The sequence below is a fragment of the Mycolicibacter sinensis genome (assembly GCF_001667945.1).
GTDB classification, from domain to species: domain Bacteria; phylum Actinomycetota; class Actinomycetes; order Mycobacteriales; family Mycobacteriaceae; genus Mycobacterium; species Mycobacterium sinense_B.
Genome location: NZ_LZJK01000043.1, coordinates 22,519 through 38,736, shown reverse-complemented (window position 1 = coordinate 38,736; position 16,218 = coordinate 22,519). Strand labels below are relative to the sequence as shown.

General features: G+C 68.4%; 22 protein-coding genes. 2 read left to right on the top strand and 20 right to left on the bottom strand.

Features of this window, described 5'->3' with window-relative positions; translation table 11 throughout:
• The 14 genes from A5694_RS24905 to A5694_RS05465 form a co-directional block, all read right to left on the bottom strand.
• Positions 1–1,737, bottom strand: a 1,737-nt coding sequence (locus A5694_RS24905; RefSeq protein WP_342710427.1) for a PGRS repeat-containing protein, incomplete at its 3' end; no start/stop codon positions are given.
• Positions 1,738–1,930: 193 nt separating this feature from the next.
• On the bottom strand, positions 1,931–2,371 hold the full coding sequence (rplO, locus tag A5694_RS05525) for a 50S ribosomal protein L15 (RefSeq protein WP_064920841.1): 441 nt from the start codon (positions 2,369–2,371) through the stop codon (positions 1,931–1,933).
• Positions 2,368–2,550, bottom strand: a complete 183-nt coding sequence (rpmD, locus tag A5694_RS05520; RefSeq protein WP_019738973.1) for a 50S ribosomal protein L30 — start codon at positions 2,548–2,550, stop codon at positions 2,368–2,370. Before rpmD ends, rplO begins: the two co-directional genes overlap by 4 nt.
• 2 nt (positions 2,551–2,552) lie before the next feature.
• Positions 2,553–3,242: a 30S ribosomal protein S5 gene (gene rpsE, locus A5694_RS05515; RefSeq protein WP_419179760.1), complete on the bottom strand. Its 690-nt coding sequence runs from the start codon at positions 3,240–3,242 to the stop codon at positions 2,553–2,555.
• A gap of 46 nt (positions 3,243–3,288) precedes the next feature.
• Positions 3,289–3,678 (bottom strand): 50S ribosomal protein L18, encoded by a 390-nt coding sequence (gene rplR / locus A5694_RS05510; protein ID WP_064920839.1) that lies wholly within the window; start codon positions 3,676–3,678, stop codon positions 3,289–3,291.
• Positions 3,679–3,680: 2 nt separating this feature from the next.
• On the bottom strand, positions 3,681–4,220 hold the full coding sequence (gene rplF, locus A5694_RS05505; RefSeq protein ID WP_064920838.1) for a 50S ribosomal protein L6: 540 nt from the start codon (positions 4,218–4,220) through the stop codon (positions 3,681–3,683).
• A 13-nt stretch (positions 4,221–4,233) separates the two neighbouring features.
• Positions 4,234–4,632 carry a 30S ribosomal protein S8 gene (gene rpsH, locus A5694_RS05500; protein ID WP_029249222.1) on the bottom strand — a complete coding sequence of 133 codons (399 nt, stop codon included), beginning with the start codon at positions 4,630–4,632 and terminating at the stop codon, positions 4,234–4,236.
• 20 nt (positions 4,633–4,652) lie between these two features.
• Positions 4,653–4,838, bottom strand: coding sequence for a type Z 30S ribosomal protein S14 (locus A5694_RS05495; RefSeq protein WP_019737213.1), 186 nt, complete (start codon positions 4,836–4,838; stop codon positions 4,653–4,655).
• A 4-nt stretch (positions 4,839–4,842) separates the two neighbouring features.
• A complete protein-coding gene (rplE, locus tag A5694_RS05490) occupies positions 4,843–5,406 on the bottom strand; it encodes a 50S ribosomal protein L5 (RefSeq protein WP_064920837.1) in 564 nt (187 codons plus the stop codon).
• 2 nt (positions 5,407–5,408) lie between these two features.
• Positions 5,409–5,726, bottom strand: a complete 318-nt coding sequence (gene rplX / locus A5694_RS05485) for a 50S ribosomal protein L24 (protein ID WP_064920836.1) — start codon at positions 5,724–5,726, stop codon at positions 5,409–5,411.
• A complete protein-coding gene (gene rplN, locus A5694_RS05480; RefSeq protein WP_046318367.1) occupies positions 5,727–6,095 on the bottom strand; it encodes a 50S ribosomal protein L14 in 369 nt (122 codons plus the stop codon). It lies immediately after the preceding gene.
• 266 nt (positions 6,096–6,361) lie between these two features.
• Complete coding sequence (locus A5694_RS05475) at positions 6,362–7,222, bottom strand: formylglycine-generating enzyme family protein (RefSeq protein WP_064920835.1); 861 nt, start codon at positions 7,220–7,222, stop codon at positions 6,362–6,364.
• A gap of 5 nt (positions 7,223–7,227) precedes the next feature.
• Complete coding sequence (locus tag A5694_RS05470) at positions 7,228–9,585, bottom strand: arylsulfatase (protein ID WP_064920834.1); 2,358 nt, start codon at positions 9,583–9,585, stop codon at positions 7,228–7,230.
• A gap of 69 nt (positions 9,586–9,654) precedes the next feature.
• Positions 9,655–10,569 (bottom strand): LysR family transcriptional regulator, encoded by a 915-nt coding sequence (locus A5694_RS05465; protein WP_064920833.1) that lies wholly within the window; start codon positions 10,567–10,569, stop codon positions 9,655–9,657.
• A gap of 556 nt (positions 10,570–11,125) precedes the next feature.
• Between A5694_RS05465 and A5694_RS23945 the strand changes: the two genes are divergently transcribed.
• Positions 11,126–12,088 (top strand): hypothetical protein, encoded by a 963-nt coding sequence (locus A5694_RS23945; RefSeq protein ID WP_165605189.1) that lies wholly within the window; start codon positions 11,126–11,128, stop codon positions 12,086–12,088.
• 156 nt (positions 12,089–12,244) lie between these two features.
• On the top strand, positions 12,245–13,429 hold the full coding sequence (gene eccE / locus A5694_RS05455; protein WP_064920831.1) for a type VII secretion protein EccE: 1,185 nt from the start codon (positions 12,245–12,247) through the stop codon (positions 13,427–13,429).
• 60 nt (positions 13,430–13,489) lie between these two features.
• On the opposite strand, the gene rpsQ is transcribed toward eccE, so the two are convergent.
• From rpsQ to rpsS, 6 genes are read right to left on the bottom strand one after another with little or no spacing between them, the layout of a single operon-like run.
• Positions 13,490–13,807: a 30S ribosomal protein S17 gene (gene rpsQ, locus A5694_RS05450; RefSeq protein ID WP_064920830.1), complete on the bottom strand. Its 318-nt coding sequence runs from the start codon at positions 13,805–13,807 to the stop codon at positions 13,490–13,492.
• The gene (gene rpmC / locus A5694_RS05445) at positions 13,807–14,049 is read right to left on the bottom strand and encodes a 50S ribosomal protein L29 (protein ID WP_064920829.1); all 243 of its coding nucleotides are present in this window, start codon (positions 14,047–14,049) and stop codon (positions 13,807–13,809) included. Before rpmC ends, rpsQ begins: the two co-directional genes overlap by 1 nt.
• The gene (gene rplP / locus A5694_RS05440; protein WP_019737223.1) at positions 14,049–14,465 is read right to left on the bottom strand and encodes a 50S ribosomal protein L16; all 417 of its coding nucleotides are present in this window, start codon (positions 14,463–14,465) and stop codon (positions 14,049–14,051) included. Before rplP ends, rpmC begins: the two co-directional genes overlap by 1 nt.
• Positions 14,466–14,468: 3 nt before the next feature.
• On the bottom strand, positions 14,469–15,317 hold the full coding sequence (rpsC, locus tag A5694_RS05435; RefSeq protein ID WP_064920828.1) for a 30S ribosomal protein S3: 849 nt from the start codon (positions 15,315–15,317) through the stop codon (positions 14,469–14,471).
• Positions 15,317–15,925 carry a 50S ribosomal protein L22 gene (gene rplV / locus A5694_RS05430; RefSeq protein ID WP_064920827.1) on the bottom strand — a complete coding sequence of 203 codons (609 nt, stop codon included), beginning with the start codon at positions 15,923–15,925 and terminating at the stop codon, positions 15,317–15,319. The genes rpsC and rplV overlap by 1 nt, the downstream gene beginning before the upstream one ends.
• Positions 15,922–16,203 (bottom strand): 30S ribosomal protein S19, encoded by a 282-nt coding sequence (rpsS, locus tag A5694_RS05425; protein ID WP_006245110.1) that lies wholly within the window; start codon positions 16,201–16,203, stop codon positions 15,922–15,924. Before rpsS ends, rplV begins: the two co-directional genes overlap by 4 nt.
• Positions 16,204–16,218: the final 15 nt, after the last annotated feature.

Here is a 16,218-nt window from a genome sequence, read left to right as displayed (position 1 = left end):
GCCGTCGCCGCCGGCGTGCCCGTCGTTGCCCGCGTCGCCGGGGTTGACGCCGGCCGTGCCGGCCAGTCCGGCGGCCCCGTCACCGCCCCGGCCGCCGCTGCCCGCATTGCCGCCGCCGCCGCCGTTGGCACCGGCGCCGCCGGCACCACCGTCGCCTCCGATACCGCCCTGGCCACCCGAAGTGCCCGGAGCCGCAGCGGTGTCCGTTGCCGCGTCGTAGCCGGCCCCGCCGTTGCCGCCGGCACCCCCGGCCCCGCCGTTGCCGTCGGCGGCCCGCGTGGTGCCGTCGGCTTCCAGCCCACCGCCACCACCGTTGCCACCGGCGCCGCCGCTGCCGCCGGCGGTCCCGTTCGGGTCGGTGGCCGTTCCGGCGATGCCATCGCTACCGTCGCCGCCCCTGCCGCCGGTACCGCCGACGCCGGCATGACCGTCGGCGCCATCGCCTGCCGCCACACCATCACCGCTCACGCCGCCGGCGCCGCCGATGCCGGCATTGCCGCCGTTGCCACCGTTGCCACCGGCCGAACCATCCGGGCCGTCCTGCGTACCGTCGGTGCCGTCGAGGCCCGCGGCGCCGCTACCGCCATTGCCGCCGGCCCCGCCGACACCACCGGCACCTGCCACGCCTGCCGTTCCCGCGGCGCCGGCCTCACCGAACAACGACGCGCCGCGGCCGCCGGCGCCGGCTTGCCCCCCGAGGGCGCCGTTGCCGCCGCTGCCGCCGCTGCTTCCGTTGCCGCCGTTGCCATCTCCGCCGTTGGCGAAGGAACCGGCGGTCCCGCTGAACCCGGCACCGCCAGCGCCGCCGGCGCCGCCCGCGCCGCCGTTGCCGCCGCGCCCGCCGTTACCCAGCCACAGGGAGCCGACGCCGCCGGCACCGCCGTTCCCACCGGCGGTACCTGCACCACCGTTGCCGCCGTTGACCCCCGCGGACGTGGAGTTGGTGCCGCCGGCACCGGCCAGACCCGCGCCGCCGTTACCGCCGTTACCGCCGTTACCCACCGCGCCGATCCCGAACAAGTCCTGGACATGGCCGGTGCCCCCGCCGTCGCCACCGTTGCCAGCCTCGAGCAGGACGCCGTTGACGAAGCCGGCCGCGCCGCCGTCGCCGCCGTTGCCGCCGTTGCCCATCCATTCACCGCCGGCGCCGCCCATGCCGCCGTCGGCGCCCAGCCCGCCCGCACCGCCGTTGCCGCCGTTGCCGAAGCCGCCGGCCATTCCGCCGTTGCCGCCGGCGACCCCGGCAATGGTGCTGGACCAGCCGTCGCCGGCGTCACCGAAGAACAGACCGCCGCCCTGGCCATCCGGATTCGCCTCGGTACCGTCGGCGCCGTCGCAGATGATGCCGCAGAACCCCGGCAGGGTGAACGGCGCCAGCAACGTGTTGATGACCTCGTTGACCTGAGCGCCGAACGGGCTGGCAATCCAGGCTTCGAGCTGATCGTGCAGCGGCAACCACATGGTGGTGAGCCACTGGTCGGCCACCGACGTGCCGTCGGCGGGCCAGGTGAACAGCGCCGGTTCGGCCGGGCCGGAGTTCAGCGCGTCGGCGTCGCCGTCCAGCCCGAACCAGCCCAGGAAGTCATCGAACCCGAAGTCCGCACCGGCTTGCGGTGGAGCCGCCAACGGCGCCATCCCGAACGCCAGGAACGCCGCGACCGCGCTGCCGGTGCCGGCGACCCGCCGTGTGGGGCTGACGCGCCGCCGGGGGAAACCTGAACGCAACCGACGCCTCATCTGCCCACGCCTTCCAAGTAGCCCCGCACGGCGCGTGACGCAGGTCACGTCCTCCCAACCATCGTTATATAAGGCTGTGAGGCACATATCAAGCATTAATGTTTCGGCCCCGTCAAAGTGGGCCGCCAAATGCAAGATCGCACCCCACCGTCTGGCGGGGTGCGATCTCGTGATGCGCTTCCTCGGAGAAGCCTTACAGCTCGGTGGCGGTGCCTCCGGCCGCGGTGATCTTCTCGCGGGCGCTGCCGCTGAACTTGTGCGCGGAGATGTCGGCCTTGACGGTGAGCTTGCCATCGCCGAGCACCTTGACCAGGGTGTTCTTGCGAACCGCGCCCTTGGCCACCAGCTCGTCGAGCCCGATCGTGCCGCCGGCCGGGAACAGCCGGTTGATGTCGCCGACGTTGACGACCTCGTACTCGGTACGGAACCGGTTGCGGAAGCCCTTCAGCTTGGGCAGCCGCATGTGGATCGGCATCTGCCCACCCTCGAACCGGACCGGCACGTTCTTGCGGGCCTTGGTGCCCTTGGTGCCGCGGCCCGCGGTCTTGCCCTTGGAGCCTTCACCACGGCCGACGCGGGTGCGCTTGGTCTTCGACCCGGGCGCCGGGCGCAGGTCGTGCAGCTTGATGGTCATTCGGCTTCCTCCACTTGCACGAGGTGGTGGACCACCCGGATCAGCCCGCGGGTCTGGGGGTTGTCCTCACGCACCACCGACTGGCGGATCTTGCGCAGCCCCAGGGTGCGCAGGCTCTCGCGCTGCTTCCAGCGTGCACCGATGGTGCCGCGGACCTGGGTGATCTTCAGATTTGCCATGGTTATGCCGTGCCTTCCCGCGCGGCGCTGGCGGCGAGCGCCTCGCTCTCGCGGCGCGCCTTGAGCATCGCGGCCGGCGCCACATCTTCGATGGGCAGACCGCGCCGGGCCGCCACCTCTTCGGGACGCTGCAGCATCTTCAACGCGGCTACCGTGGCGTGCACCACGTTGATCGCGTTGTCGCTGCCCAGCGACTTGGACAGGATGTCGTGCACCCCGGCGCATTCCAGCACCGCGCGCACCGCACCGCCGGCGATCACACCGGTACCGGGGCTGGCCGGACGCAGGAACACCACACCGGCGGCGGCTTCGCCCTGGACCGGGTGCGTGATGGTGCCACCGATCAGCGGCACCCGGAAGAAGCTCTTGCGGGCTTCCTCGACACCCTTGGCGATCGCGGCCGGCACTTCCTTGGCCTTGCCGTAGCCGACCCCGACCATGCCCTTGCCGTCGCCGACGATCACCAGCGCGGTGAAGCTGAACCGGCGGCCGCCCTTGACCACCTTGGACACCCGGTTGATCGCGACGACGCGTTCCAGGTAGTTGCTCTTGTCGCCGTCCCGGCTGTCACGACCGCCGCGACCACCGTCACGGCCACCGCGCCGGTTGTCACGGTTGTCACGCCCGTCGGTACGGGGGGCGCTGCCCGTGTCGGGACCGGCCGAGGTGGCCCCCGTCGGCTGCTCCGCCATCATGCGGTCCTTCCAGTCATGTTCGTGAAGTCAGTCATCTGGCGCATCAGAACTTCAATCCGCCCTCGCGCGCCGCGTCGGCGAGCGCCGCGATCCGTCCACCGTAGGTGTAGCCGCCGCGGTCGAAGACCACGCTCTCGACGCCGGCAGCCTTGGCGCGCTCGGCGATCAGCTGGCCGACCCGCACGCTGTGCGCCTTCTTGTCGCCGTCCACACCCCGCACGTCGGCCTCGATCGAGGACGCTGCGGCCAGCGTGTGACCGGCCAGGTCGTCGACGAGCTGGACGTGGATGTGCCGCGAGGAGCGGTGCACCACCAGGCGGGGACGCTCGGGGGTGCCGGCGATCTTCTTGCGCAGCCGGGCGTGCCGACGCACCCGGTGGTTGCGCCGGGCCTCCGAAACGCCCTGCCCGACGGGCTTGTGTGATTGCGCCATGGCTACTTACCTGTCTTTCCGACCTTGCGGCGAACCTGCTCACCCTCGTAGCGCACGCCCTTGCCCTTGTAGGGGTCGGGCCGGCGCAGACGGCGGATGTTCGCCGAGATCTGACCGACCTTCTGCTTGTCGATGCCCGAGATCGAGAACTTGGTGGGCGTCTCCACCGCGAAGGTGATGCCCTCCGGAGCCTTGATCAGCACCGGGTGGCTGTAGCCCAGGGCGAACTCCAGATCGGAGCCCTTGAGGGCCACGCGGTAACCGACGCCGAAGATCTCCATCTTGCGGACGTAGCCCTCGGAGACGCCGGTGACCAGGTTGGCCACCAGGGTACGGCTCAGCCCGTGCAGCGAGCGGTTGCGACGCTCGTCGTCGGGACGGGTGACCACCAGGGCGCCGTCGTCGTTGCGGGCCACCCGGATGGGCTCGGCCACCGTGAGCTCCAGGGTGCCCTTGGGCCCCTTGACCGACACCTGCTGGCCGTCGATCGTCACATCGACCCCGGCCGGGACCGGGATCGGCTGCTTACCAATACGCGACATGTCTGCTACTCCCTCACCACACGTACGCGAGGACTTCGCCGCCCACGCCCTGCCTCGCCGCCTGACGGTCGGTGAGCAGGCCCGACGACGTGGAGATGATCGCCACGCCCAGGCCGCCGAGCACCCGCGGCAGGTTGGTCGACTTCGCGTAGACCCGCAGGCCGGGCTTGGACACCCGGCGCAGACCGGCGAGACTGCGCTCCCGGTTCGGGCCGTACTTGAGGTTGACCACCAGCGCCTTGCCCACCCGGGCGTCCTCAACGTGGTAATCGTTGATGTAACCCTCACGCTTGAGGATCTCGGCGATGTTGGCCTTGATCTTCGAGTGCGGCAGGGTCACCTCGTCGTGATACGCCGAGTTGGCGTTGCGCAGACGGGTCAAGAAGTCCGCGATCGGGTCCGTCATAGTCATTTAGCGCTGCTCCTCCGCCGTCACCAGCTGCTCTTCTGCACACCGGGCAGTTCGCCGGCGTGCGCCATCTCGCGAAGGCAGATTCGGCACAGGCCGAACTTGCGGAGCACCGCACGCGGACGGCCGCACTTGTTGCAGCGGGTGTAGGCGCGCACCGCGAACTTGGGCTTGCGGGCCGCCTTGTTAACCAACGCTTTCTTCGCCATCAGGTCACTTCTCCTTGAACGGAAAGCCGAGTGCCCGCAGCAGCGCTCGTCCTTCGTCGTCGTTCGTCGCCGAGGTGACGACGGTGATGTTCATGCCACGCGGGCGGTCGATCGAGTCCACGTCGATCTCGTGGAACATCGACTGCTCGGCCAGCCCGAAGGTGTAGTTGCCGGAGCCGTCGAACTGCTTGGGCGACAACCCGCGGAAGTCGCGGATACGCGGCAGCGCGATCGAGGTGAGCCGGTCCAGGAACTCCCACATCCGGTCACCGCGCAGCGTCACCCGGGCGCCGATCGGCATGCCCTCACGCAGCTTGAACTGGGCGATCGACAGGCGGGCCTTGCGGATCTCCGGCCGCTGACCGGTGATCAGCGCCAGGTCGTTGACCGCGTTGTTGATCAGTTTGGCGTCGCGGGCGGCTTCGCCGACGCCCATATTGACGACGACCTTCACCACGCCCGGGATCTGCATCACGTTGGCGTACTTGAACTCTTTGTTCAGCGCGTCCCGGATCTCCTCGCGGTAGCGCACCTTGAGCCGGGGCTGGATCTTCTCTGCCGTAGTCATCCCTAGATGTCCTTGCCGTTGCGCTTGGAGACGCGAACCTTCTTGCCGGACTCGGCGTCCACCCGGTACCCGATCCGGGTGGGGTTACCGTCGGAGTCGACGACCATCACGTTGGAGACGTGGATCGGGGCCTCCTGCGTGACGATTCCGCCCGAGGAGGCACCGGCCTGGTTGGCCGAGTTCGCGACGTGCTTCTTGATCCGGTTGACGCCCTGGACCAGCACCCGGTTGCGGGCGGGGTAAGCCCGCAGGACCTTGCCCTTGGCGCCCTTGTCCTTGCCGGCGATGACCAGCACCGTGTCGCCCTTGTGGACCTTCATCTACAGCACCTCCGGAGCCAGCGAGACGATCTTCATGAACCGCTTCTCACGCAGCTCCCGGCCGACCGGCCCGAAGATGCGTGTCCCGCGCGGGTCGTTGTCGGCCTTGATGATGACCGCGGCGTTCTCGTCGAACTTGATGTAGCTGCCGTCGGCGCGGCGACGCTCCTTGGCGGTGCGCACCACCACGGCCTTGACGACGTCACCCCGCTTGACGTTGCCGCCCGGGATGGCGTCCTTCACGGTCGCGACGATGACATCACCGATGCCGGCGTAGCGCCGCGACGAGCCGCCGAGCACGCGGATGCACAAGATCTCCTTGGCACCCGTGTTGTCGGCGACCTTCAACCGCGATTCCTGCTGAATCACCAGATCTCCTCAATAATCGGAGCGACGCGCGGCATGGCAGGGCTAGCCGGCCAGCCGGAATCGTCCCGGGCGTGCGTGGTCTTCCAGTTCTAACGGAGCCGAAGAGCACGCGGGGCCGACTTGCGCCGGCCGAGGTCTGCTCTCAGCAACCCCTGAAGTCTAGGTGACGTATCGCCCAACACCAAATTGCGCGGCCCATCCGCCCAGCGTGAAGTTAGCTTCACACTCGACGGCCGAACGTGAAGCCAGCTTCACGTTGGGCGGGGTCAGATGGCGCCCGCCGCGCAGCGAAACCCGATATGGCTGGTGGCGGTGTCCTGCGACTGCGGGGAGCGGGCCGCAGCCCGGTAGCGGTGGCAGTACTCCGGCGCGCACAGGTGCGACCCGCCCTTGAGGGTCTGATTGACGCCGGGATCGGCGGCCCCGACGGGAGCGCAACAGGCCTTCGCTGGTGCGTCGAGCCGGTGATGGCCGGCGAACTCCGTCGTCGTCCACTCCCATACGTTGCCGATCATGTCGAGAAGCCCCCACCCGTTCGGCGGGAAGGTGCCCACCGGCGACGTGCCGACCCAGCCCAGGGCACCGTCGTTGCGGTAGGGGAAGGCGCCCTGCCAGGTGTTGGCCATCAGGACGCCGCCCGGCTTCTCCTCCTCACCCCAGGGATAGGTGCTGCCGGCACCGGCCCGGGCGGCGTACTCCCATTCGGCTTCGGTCGGCAGCCGCCGCCCGGCCCAGCGGGCGTAGGCCGCTGCGTCCGGGTAGGCGAGCTGCACCACCGGGTGATCCTCGCGCCCGGCTAGATCGCTGCCCGGGCCGAGGGGATGCCGCCAGCTTGCGCCGGGCACCCACCGCCACCACTGTCGCCAATCCCGCAGGTCGACCGGCCCGGCGGTCGGGGCGAAAACCAAGGCGCCCGGTTCGGCGTCGTACAGCGCGACCCGTTGCTCGGCGACGGTCACATACCCGGTGGCAGCGACGAAGTCGGCGAACTGAGCATTGGTCACCGGATGCCGCTCGATCGCGAAAGCCGCCACCGTCACGGTGTGAATCGGCGCCTCTTCGGGGTAGAAACTCGTCGAGCCCATCCGGAACGCCCCGGCCGGGATCGGCACCAGTTCGGTCAGCATCGCACTCAGTCCCTGGAAAACGCCGCCGCCAGGCTCCTTTTCACATCCAGGTACGGCTCACCGCTGACATCAACCGAGACGTCGGTGATCGTCCCGCCGGTGAAGCCGAACGGCGCCCGGTACGCCGACGACACCGCTTGGCCGGTATTGCGCCCGACGCTCACCCCGCCGCCGGCCAAGGCGAACGCCCCCGGCTGGGTGATCATGTCGGCCAATGTGGCGACCACCGTGTCGCCGATGTAGAGCGTGGCCTCCCCGACCGGCGTGTGGCTGCCCTCCACGGTGCCACGCCGCTCGAACCGTAACCCGAAAACGTGTTGCCCCAATGGGATCGGGTCAGGGGCGGACAACCACTGTTCGCGCTCCCCGAGAAAGTTGTAGACGTAGTGCAGCCGGCTGCCCTGGACGAACAGCACATGCCCGCCGTGCCGGGCGCCCTGTTTGAACAGCACCCCCTCGGCGTTGGCTGATTCCAGCGTGACACGCGCCAGCACCGTGAACGACCGGCCGCGCAGTTCGACGCACGCGCCCAGCGGCACCTCGGCGGTGTTCGGGTAGTAGGTGTAGGAGCTACGGTCCCCGGACAGGTAGGGCCGCTGCCGAGACGTCATCTCGAAGATGTTGAGGTCGGCGAGCGGCAGCCCGTTGTACTTCTGGGCCTCGGCGAACCACAGCGCCTTGAGTTCGTCGAGCTTTTCGGGATGTTCGGCGGCCAGGTCGCGGCATTGACTGCGGTCGTTTTCGATGTGGTAGAGCTCCCAGCGGTCGGCGTCGAAGTGGCCCCAGCCCGACGGTGTCGCCGCATGCACGGTGTTGGCGAACCATCCCCGGTGCCAGATCCCCCGGGTCCCCAGCATCGTGTAGAACTGGGTGTGCTTGCCGGTGTCCGCGGCCGGGTCGGCAAGCGCCGCTTTAAAACTGATCCCCTCCAGCGGCCGTTGCGCCACCCCGCGCACCGTGTCGGGCGGGGTGATGCCGAGCAGGTCGTAGACGGTCGGGGTCACGTCGCACACGTTGATGTAGGTGTCGCGCACCTCGCCGCGGGCCGGAATTCCCTTGGGCCAGCTGAGGATCGCCGGGTCGGCGATACCGCCTTCGTGGGAGGCGTAACGCTTATAGAGCTTGTAAGGCGTGTTGAACGCCATCGCCCACCCGATCGGGTAATGGTTGTAGGTCTCCGGCCCGCCCAGCTGGTCGAAGAGTTTCATCGCCTCTTCGACGCTGTCGATGTAGCCGTTGAAGAACTTGTTCTCATTGGGTGAGCCGTTGGGCCCGCCCTCCCCGCTGGCGCCGTTGTCGGAGATCACCACGATGATGGTGTTGTCGAGTTGGCCGGATTCCTCCAGATAGTCCAGGATCCGCCCGATCTGAGCGTCGGTGTAGCTCTGGAATCCGGCGAACACCTCGGCCATCCGGGCGAACAACCGCTTCTCGGTGTCATCGAGGCTGTCCCACGGGCGCACGGTGTCCAGGGCCGGCCAGGGCTGGCCCTGAGCGCCGGTGACATCGACATACGGGTTGACCTCGGACAGCTCGGTGTCCGGCGGTACCAAGCCGAGCTTCTTCTGGTTGGCCAGCACGATCTCCCGATACTGTTCGTAGCCCACGTCGAAGCGGCCGGCATAGCGATCGGCCCACTCGGCGAAGACGTGGTGCGGCGCGTGCCCGGCACCCGGGCAGATGTACCCGAACCAGGGCTTGCCGGGTGCGATCGTCTGCGCGTCGCGAATGAATTCGATTGTCTTATCGGCAATGTCCTTCGACAGGTGGTAACCGTCCTCCGGCGTGGCCGGCGGCGCCACCGGGTGGTTGTCGTAGACCAGATCGGGATACCACTGGTTGGTCTCCCCGCCTAAGAAGCCGTAGAACCGGTCGAATCCCCGCTGCGTCGGCCAGTGCCGCCTGGTGGCAGCCATGTTGGATTCTTCCAAGGGTGTCAGGTGCCATTTCCCGACACAGAAGGTGTTCCAGCCGCGCTCTGCCAGAACCTCACTGAGCAACGCGGTTTCGAACGGGATGCGGCCGCTGCAGTTGGGAAAGCCATCGGTGAACTCTTCGATGGTGGCCATGCCGACGCTGGTGGCGTTACGACCGGTCAGCAGAGCCGCCCGCGTCGGGGAACACAGTGCGGTGGTGTGGAATTGGGACAGCCGGATGCCGCGCTGGGCGATCCTGCTCATCGCCGGCATCTCGACCAGCCCGCCGAAGCAGTCCCAGGTGGCGATCCCGGTGTCATCCCAGACCAGGTAGAGCACGTTGGGGGCGCCATCGGGAGCCGTCGGCGCGGCGAACGGGCCCCAGTCCGGTTCGGAGTCCCGGATATCGAGATTGATCTTGCCTGTGAAACTGGTCGAACTCACCATCACCCGCTCCGCTGTCAGCCCCCGGATCGGGTGCGAGACTACCGGCTTCAGCGACGCCGCCGGCGTCTTTCAGACCGCGGACTGCTGCCAGCGGCCGGCTGCCCCGCTGTCCGGAGCGCCGGCCGACAGCAGCTCACCGAGAAATGCCGCGGCCGCCGGCGAGGGCGCACGCTCGCTGGGTGTGACAAGCGCCAGCTCACGGGGGATCCCGGGATCGGTCGCCACGGCAACGATCTGCTCTGACTTGGCCACCAACGCCGGCGGCAGGAAGGCGACGCCCAAGCCGGCGGCAACCAAATCGACCAGATCGCCGGGCGTGTTGGTCTCGGCACAGATGGTCCGCTCAAACCCGAGGTCGGCGCAGATACCGTCGATGTGTAGGCGGGTCCGCAGGTCCGCCCGCCGCTCGACGAACTCCCGCTGCTGCAAATCGGTCAGGGCGACGGTGTCCTGATCGGCGAGCGGATCATCGCGGCGCACTGCCAGCACCAGGAACTCGGTACCCAGGGACAGCTCCTTGACCCGGCTCGCGTCATAGGGGCGGCTGACGAAGGCCAGGTCCAGGTCTCCGTCGGCGGTCGCATTCACCAGAGCGTCGATGGCGTCTTGCCGCAGCGTGATCTCAATGCGGGGGAAGCTTCGGTGGTAGCGCGCCAGCAGGGCGGGCAGGTCGATGGTCCCCAGCCCCTGAATCACCCCCACCGTCAGCGTCCCAGACAACAACCCCCGGACGGCGTCGACGGCCGCCCGGGCACGTTCCGCGGCGGCCAAGGCGTTCTGCGCATCCGGTAGCAATGCCTGCCCGGCGGCAGTGAGGTCGACGCGACGATTGTTGCGGACCAGCAGTGCGGTGCCTAGTTCGGATTCCAGACCGCTGATCGAGGCGGACAAGGTGGACTGCACCACGTGGACTTTCGCCGCTGCCCGGGTGAAGTGTCGCTCTTCGGCCACGGCAACGAAATGTTTCAGCTGGCGCAGTTCCATAGCGATCAGTGTGCAGCTCCGCTCGCGTCGGTCAAACCGAAAGTTCCATTCCGCCAATATGATTACTTTGATTCGGCTGAGACCAAACGTGGATAAATGCTGATCCTAGCCATAACGCAACTGCCCCAAGGACTTACATCGTCGCCCTTACGTGCGTCGATCGATGACAGCGATTCTCTACATTGAGATTAACTGTTGAAATATCCGCCGGCAGGGGTGGTGGAGGCAGCGCCGACCCGTTAGCGTCTGACGAGGACGCCGAGGGGGGTTGAGTCAGTGTCCCGGGCGTCCGGACATACGTTGTCGCCCAACGTTATTGACGCACGCGTTCGGTATCGCGGTGTGTGATGCCCCGTGCGGCGGGTGGATGGACGTTGTTCACCTACGCCCGGGCGAGTTCAAAGGTGAGCTCATGGCCGGGAACATCGAAGAACGGAAGGAACGCACCGAAATGAATCGTCAGATCATATTGTCGGTCGGCGGTGTCACCGCAGGTCTACTCACGACCACATTCGTGTCCACGGGAGTCGCTTCCGCCGACAATGGTGCCGACACTGTGGGCAATGTCGGAAGCACCGCCCTGACGAGCGGGCTGGGAAGCAACTTGGGCGCAAATGCCCTGCTCGGCAACGTCGGCGCTCTCGGCCCGGACGCCACCACCCCGAGCCCTCTTACCTCGCTCGGCGACACCGGCGCCATCACCCCGGACACCAGCACGACGCCGGACACCAGCACCCCGGGCTCGTCACCGCTCGGTGATTCCGGCGGCGTCACCCCGACGGTCGGTACACCGGACGCCACGCCCGGCGACACCACGCCGGCCGGGGGCGAGAGCTTCACCATCGGCCAGGACACCTTCACCCCGGTCCAGGCCGACGGATCGGAGGGCTTCACCCCGCTCACCCCGCTGTTCAGCGCGCCGCCGTTCTTCCAGGTCGGCGAGGGCGATCAGTCGTTCGACGTCACCAGCGGGACCGGCTCGGGCGCCACCGACCTCGGCAATGTCACCGCCAGTGAGGACGTCACCAATCTCTTCGGCGGCATCCACAACACCGAGTTCACCATCACCGGGGTGGACCCGGCCAGCGGGGCGACCGCCGCCGACCTGCCGGCGGTGGGAACGGTCTATGACGTGGCGAACTTCGGCAACGGCTTCGAGAACATCTACACCGACATTCCCGGGGCCGACGGGGCGGCGAACACCATCACGGACACGCTGGTCACACCGTTCGGCGATTTCAACATCCCGACCGATTTCGACGCGGCCGCGCTGCTCGACCCGGGCGACGCGTTCAGCGGGGTGTCCGCCTTGGGTGCCGATGCTGCCGGGGGCGCAGCTGATGCCGCTGCCGGAACCGCCGCCGATGCCGCAGGAGGTGCCGCCGATGCCGCGGCCGGAGGTGCCGCCGACGCCGCAGGAGGTGCCGCCGACGCCGCAGGAGGCGCCGCCGACGCCGCCGCGAACGGCGCCGCCGACGTTGCGAGCAGCATCGATCCGCTGGGCTTCCTCGGCTTTTGACGCTCGCTAGGCAACCGGCCGTCCTCGACGGCCGGCCGGACATCCCAGGTCTCCAGAGCAGGGGGCCTGGGATGTTTGGCGTGCAACCGAACCGGGAAACCCGGTGACCGCACGAATCATGGGAGGTTCGCGGGGGGCCATGAAGCAGGCGCAACGATGAAGGCGCAGCATACTTTTGGGTTGAATCTGTCGTGGCTGCGGGTGACCACGGTATTCCTCATCGACATCGCGATCTTGCGGATCGCCGGCCATTGGCCCGATGAGCTCGGCACGGCGGCTCGCGCCTGGTGGCCGGGAGTGGTGATCGCGGCACTGGTCACCATGGCCGCGTTGATCACCCATCGCCGGGTCCCGCTGACGGCGATCTTGCTGGCCCGGGTCCTGGATCGTTTCGCCAATCCGGCGTCGTTTCTCAACGAGGGCTGCACGCCGGGGTTCAATCATCGCCGCCGCTACGGCCGCGAGGTCGTCGGGGTGCGCGAACATCGGGGCCAGCTGGTCACGGTGATAGCCGTCGAGCCACCGCAGCTGCAGGCCTCCGGTCGCCATGGGCGGGGCCACCGGCCGCCGGCCGCACTGCCGGTTGGGCTGATTGCCGCCGCCCTGCGGCAGTTCGATGTGCGCCTCGACGGCATCGATATCGTCTCGGTGCGAACGCACGACGGCGATACCGCGCCCGTCGACGACCCGCAGACGCCGGCTGTGCCCGCGGCATCCGGTCCCCGAGACACCTGGTTGATCCTGCGGATGGATCCCATGCGCAACGCCGACGCGGTGGCCGTTCGCGACTCGGTGGCGTCAACCCTGGCCGCCGCCACCGAGCGGCTCGCGCACGATCTGGCCGAGCGGCACTTCGTCGCCCGCGTGCTACCGGCCGAAGAATTCGCCGAAGTCGATGCCGCGGTGCTGGCCGGTCTGCAGCCCACCCGGATCCGCCGACGGCGGCGCCGGTTGAAGCAGAAGCAGCGCGAGGGACCCAAACAGTTCGCGGCCACGTTCTGGGTGTCGCCGCGCGACATCTGCACGGCGAATCTGGACCGGCTCTGGCTACCGGCGGCTGACACCACCGCGGTCACGGTCCGGCTGACCGCACAGAACAACCACACCGAGATCGCGGTGTTGGTGCGCTATCACAGCGCCAACCGCCTGCGCAGAAACATCACGGCCGGACTGAACCGCCTCAACGGCCGGCAATTGACCGCGTTGCGTACCAGCCTGCCGACGCCGATGCGCCGCACCCTGGCGGTGCCCGCCCGGGTGCTGGACGACCAGGAGTCGCTGCAGGTACCGCTCGGCCCGCCCGGGCAGCAGCCGCTGGCGCGGGTCAAACTGCCCGCCTAGCCGGGACCCGACCCCAGGCACGACGACGCCCCGCGACGCAGGTCGCGGGGCGGTGTCGTATTACTTGGCCTTCTCGAGGATCTCGACCAGGCGCCAGCGCTTCGTCGCCGACAGCGGACGGGTCTCCATCAGCGACACGCGGTCGCCGATACCGGCCGTGTTGTTCTCGTCATGCGCCTTGACCTTCTTGGTGGTCCGGATGATCTTGCCGTAGAGCGGGTGCTTCACCCGGTCCTCCAGCTCGACGACGATGGTCTTCTCCATCTTGTCGCTGACCACGTAGCCGATCTGGGTCTTGCGGCGGCCCCGCGGCTTCTCCGTGCGCGGAGTGTGCTTGGGCCCCTTCTCCGTGGCCTTAGCCTTTGCAGCCTCTGCCATTACGATGCCTCGCCTTCAGAACCTTCGGGACCGGACGCCAGGCCCAGTTCCCGTTCGCGCAACACGGTGTAGATGCGCGCGATCTGGTGGCGCACCGTGCGGAGCCGACGGTTGTTGCTGAGCTGCCCGGTCGCCATCTGGAAACGCAGGTTGAACAGCTCCTCTTTGGACTCGCGCAGCCGCTCGACGAGCTCGTCGGCGTTCAGCTCGCGCAGTTCGCCAGCGGTCACTCCCACTGCCATCAGAACTGCTCCTCTCGGGTGACGATGCGCGCCTTGATCGGCAGCTTGTGGATCGCCCGGGTCAGTGCGGCGCGGGCGATGGCCTCGTTGGGGTAGCTGAGCTCGAACAGCACCCGGCCCGGCTTGACGTTGGCGACCCACCACTCCGGCGAGCCCTTACCCGAACCCATGCGGGTCTCGGCGGGCTTCTTGGTCAGCGGGCGGTCCGGGAAGATGTTGATCCACACCTTGCCGCCACGCTTGATGTGCCGGTTGATGGCGATACGCGCCGACTCGATCTGCCGGTTGGTGACGTAGGCGTGCTCCAGGGCCTGGATGCCGTAGTCACCGAACGTCACCGCGGTGCCGCCGCTGGCGATACCACGCTGTTTGGGGTGATGCTGCTTGCGGTGCTTGACCTTGCGGGGAATCAACATGATTCAGCTCTCCGTGCTCTGCTGCTCCGCTGCAGCGGCAGCCGCTGTGCCCTCCTGGGCCGGCTCCGCAGCAGCGGTGGTCTCGGTGCTCTCAGCGGCCCGACCGGCGTCGGTACTGGTCGCGGTGGTGCCTGAGGCGCCGCTGCGGCGCGGGCGGGTGCCCGACGGCCGCTCCCGGCGGGGACGGTCGGCCGACGGCGCGGCAGCGGACAGCTCGCGCTTGCCACCGACGATGTCGCCCTTGTAGATCCAGACCTTCACGCCGATCCGGCCGAAGGTGGTCTTCGCCTCGTACAGCCCGTAGTCGATGTCGGCGCGCAGCGTGTGCAGCGGCACCCGACCCTCACGGTAGAACTCCGAGCGGCTCATCTCGGCGCCGCCGAGACGACCCGAGCACTGCACCCGGATGCCCTTGACGTTGGGCTGGCGCATCGCCGACTGGATCGCCTTGCGCATCGCCCGACGGAACGCCACACGGTTGCTCAGCTGCTCGGCGACGCCCTGGGCCACCAGCTGCGCCTGCGACTCGGGGTTCTTCACCTCCAGGATGTTCAGCTGCACCTGCTTGCCGGTCAGCTTCTCCAGGTCGGCCCGGATCCGGTCGGCCTCGGTGCCGCGACGGCCGATGACGATGCCCGGCCGGGCGGTGTGGATGTCGACGCGTACCCGGTCACGGGTGCGTTCGATCTCGACATCGGCGATGCCGGCGCGCTCCAGGCCGGTCGACAACAGCCGGCGGATCGCCACGTCTTCCTTGACGTAGTCCGCGTACTGCTTGTCGGCGTACCACCGCGACTTCCAGTCGGTGGTGATCCCGAGCCGGAAGCCGTGCGGGTTGATCTTCTGGCCCATTACTCCGAGCCCTCCTTCGCGTCGGACGTCTCAGGCGCCTTCGTAGCTGCTGCCTTCTTGGCGGGCGCCTTCTTCGCCGCCGCTTTCTCAGTTGCCTTGGCCGCCGGGGCCTTCTTGGCCGGTGCCTTCTCGGTGGCCTTTGCCCCCGCCTTCGCGCCCGCCTTTGCGCCCGCCTTTTCCGAGGCGGCCTTGCTGGCCTGGGCACGACGCGCCCGGGCGGCACCGGCGGACTGCGCCGAACCGCCGCGGGACGACGGCCGGCTCTCCACCACCACGGTGATGTGGCTGGTGCGCCGGCGGATTCGGTAGGCGCGCCCCTGAGCGCGCGGCTTGATCCGCTTGGCGGTCGGGCCCTCGTCGGCGTAGACGGTGGCCACCACCAGGGTGGACGGGTCCAGGCCGTTGTTGTTCTCGGCGTTGGCTGCCGCGCTGGCGATGACCTTGGCCACCGGCAGGCTGGCCTGCTGCGGTGCCCAGCGCAGGATGTCCAGCGCTTCGGTCACGGACTTGCCGCGCACCAGGTCGATCACCCGGCGCGCCTTGCTGGCCGACACCCGCACGAAGCGGGCCTTGGCGACAGCAGACGGGAATTCAGTCGTTACGCTCACCGGCGCTTAGCCTTCCGGTCGTCCTTGATGTGTCCCTTGAAGGTGCGCGTCGGAGCGAATTCGCCGAGCTTGTGCCCGACCATCGACTCGGTGACGAATACCGGGACGTGCTTGCGGCCGTCGTGCACGGCGAACGTGTGCCCGATGAAGTCCGGGATGATCGTCGACCGACGCGACCAGGTCTTGATGACCTGCTTGGTGTTCTTCTCGTTCTGAACGTCGACCTTCTTGAGCAGATGGTCGTCGACGAACGGACCCTTCTTGAGGCTGCGTGGCATCGCTTTCCCTCCGCT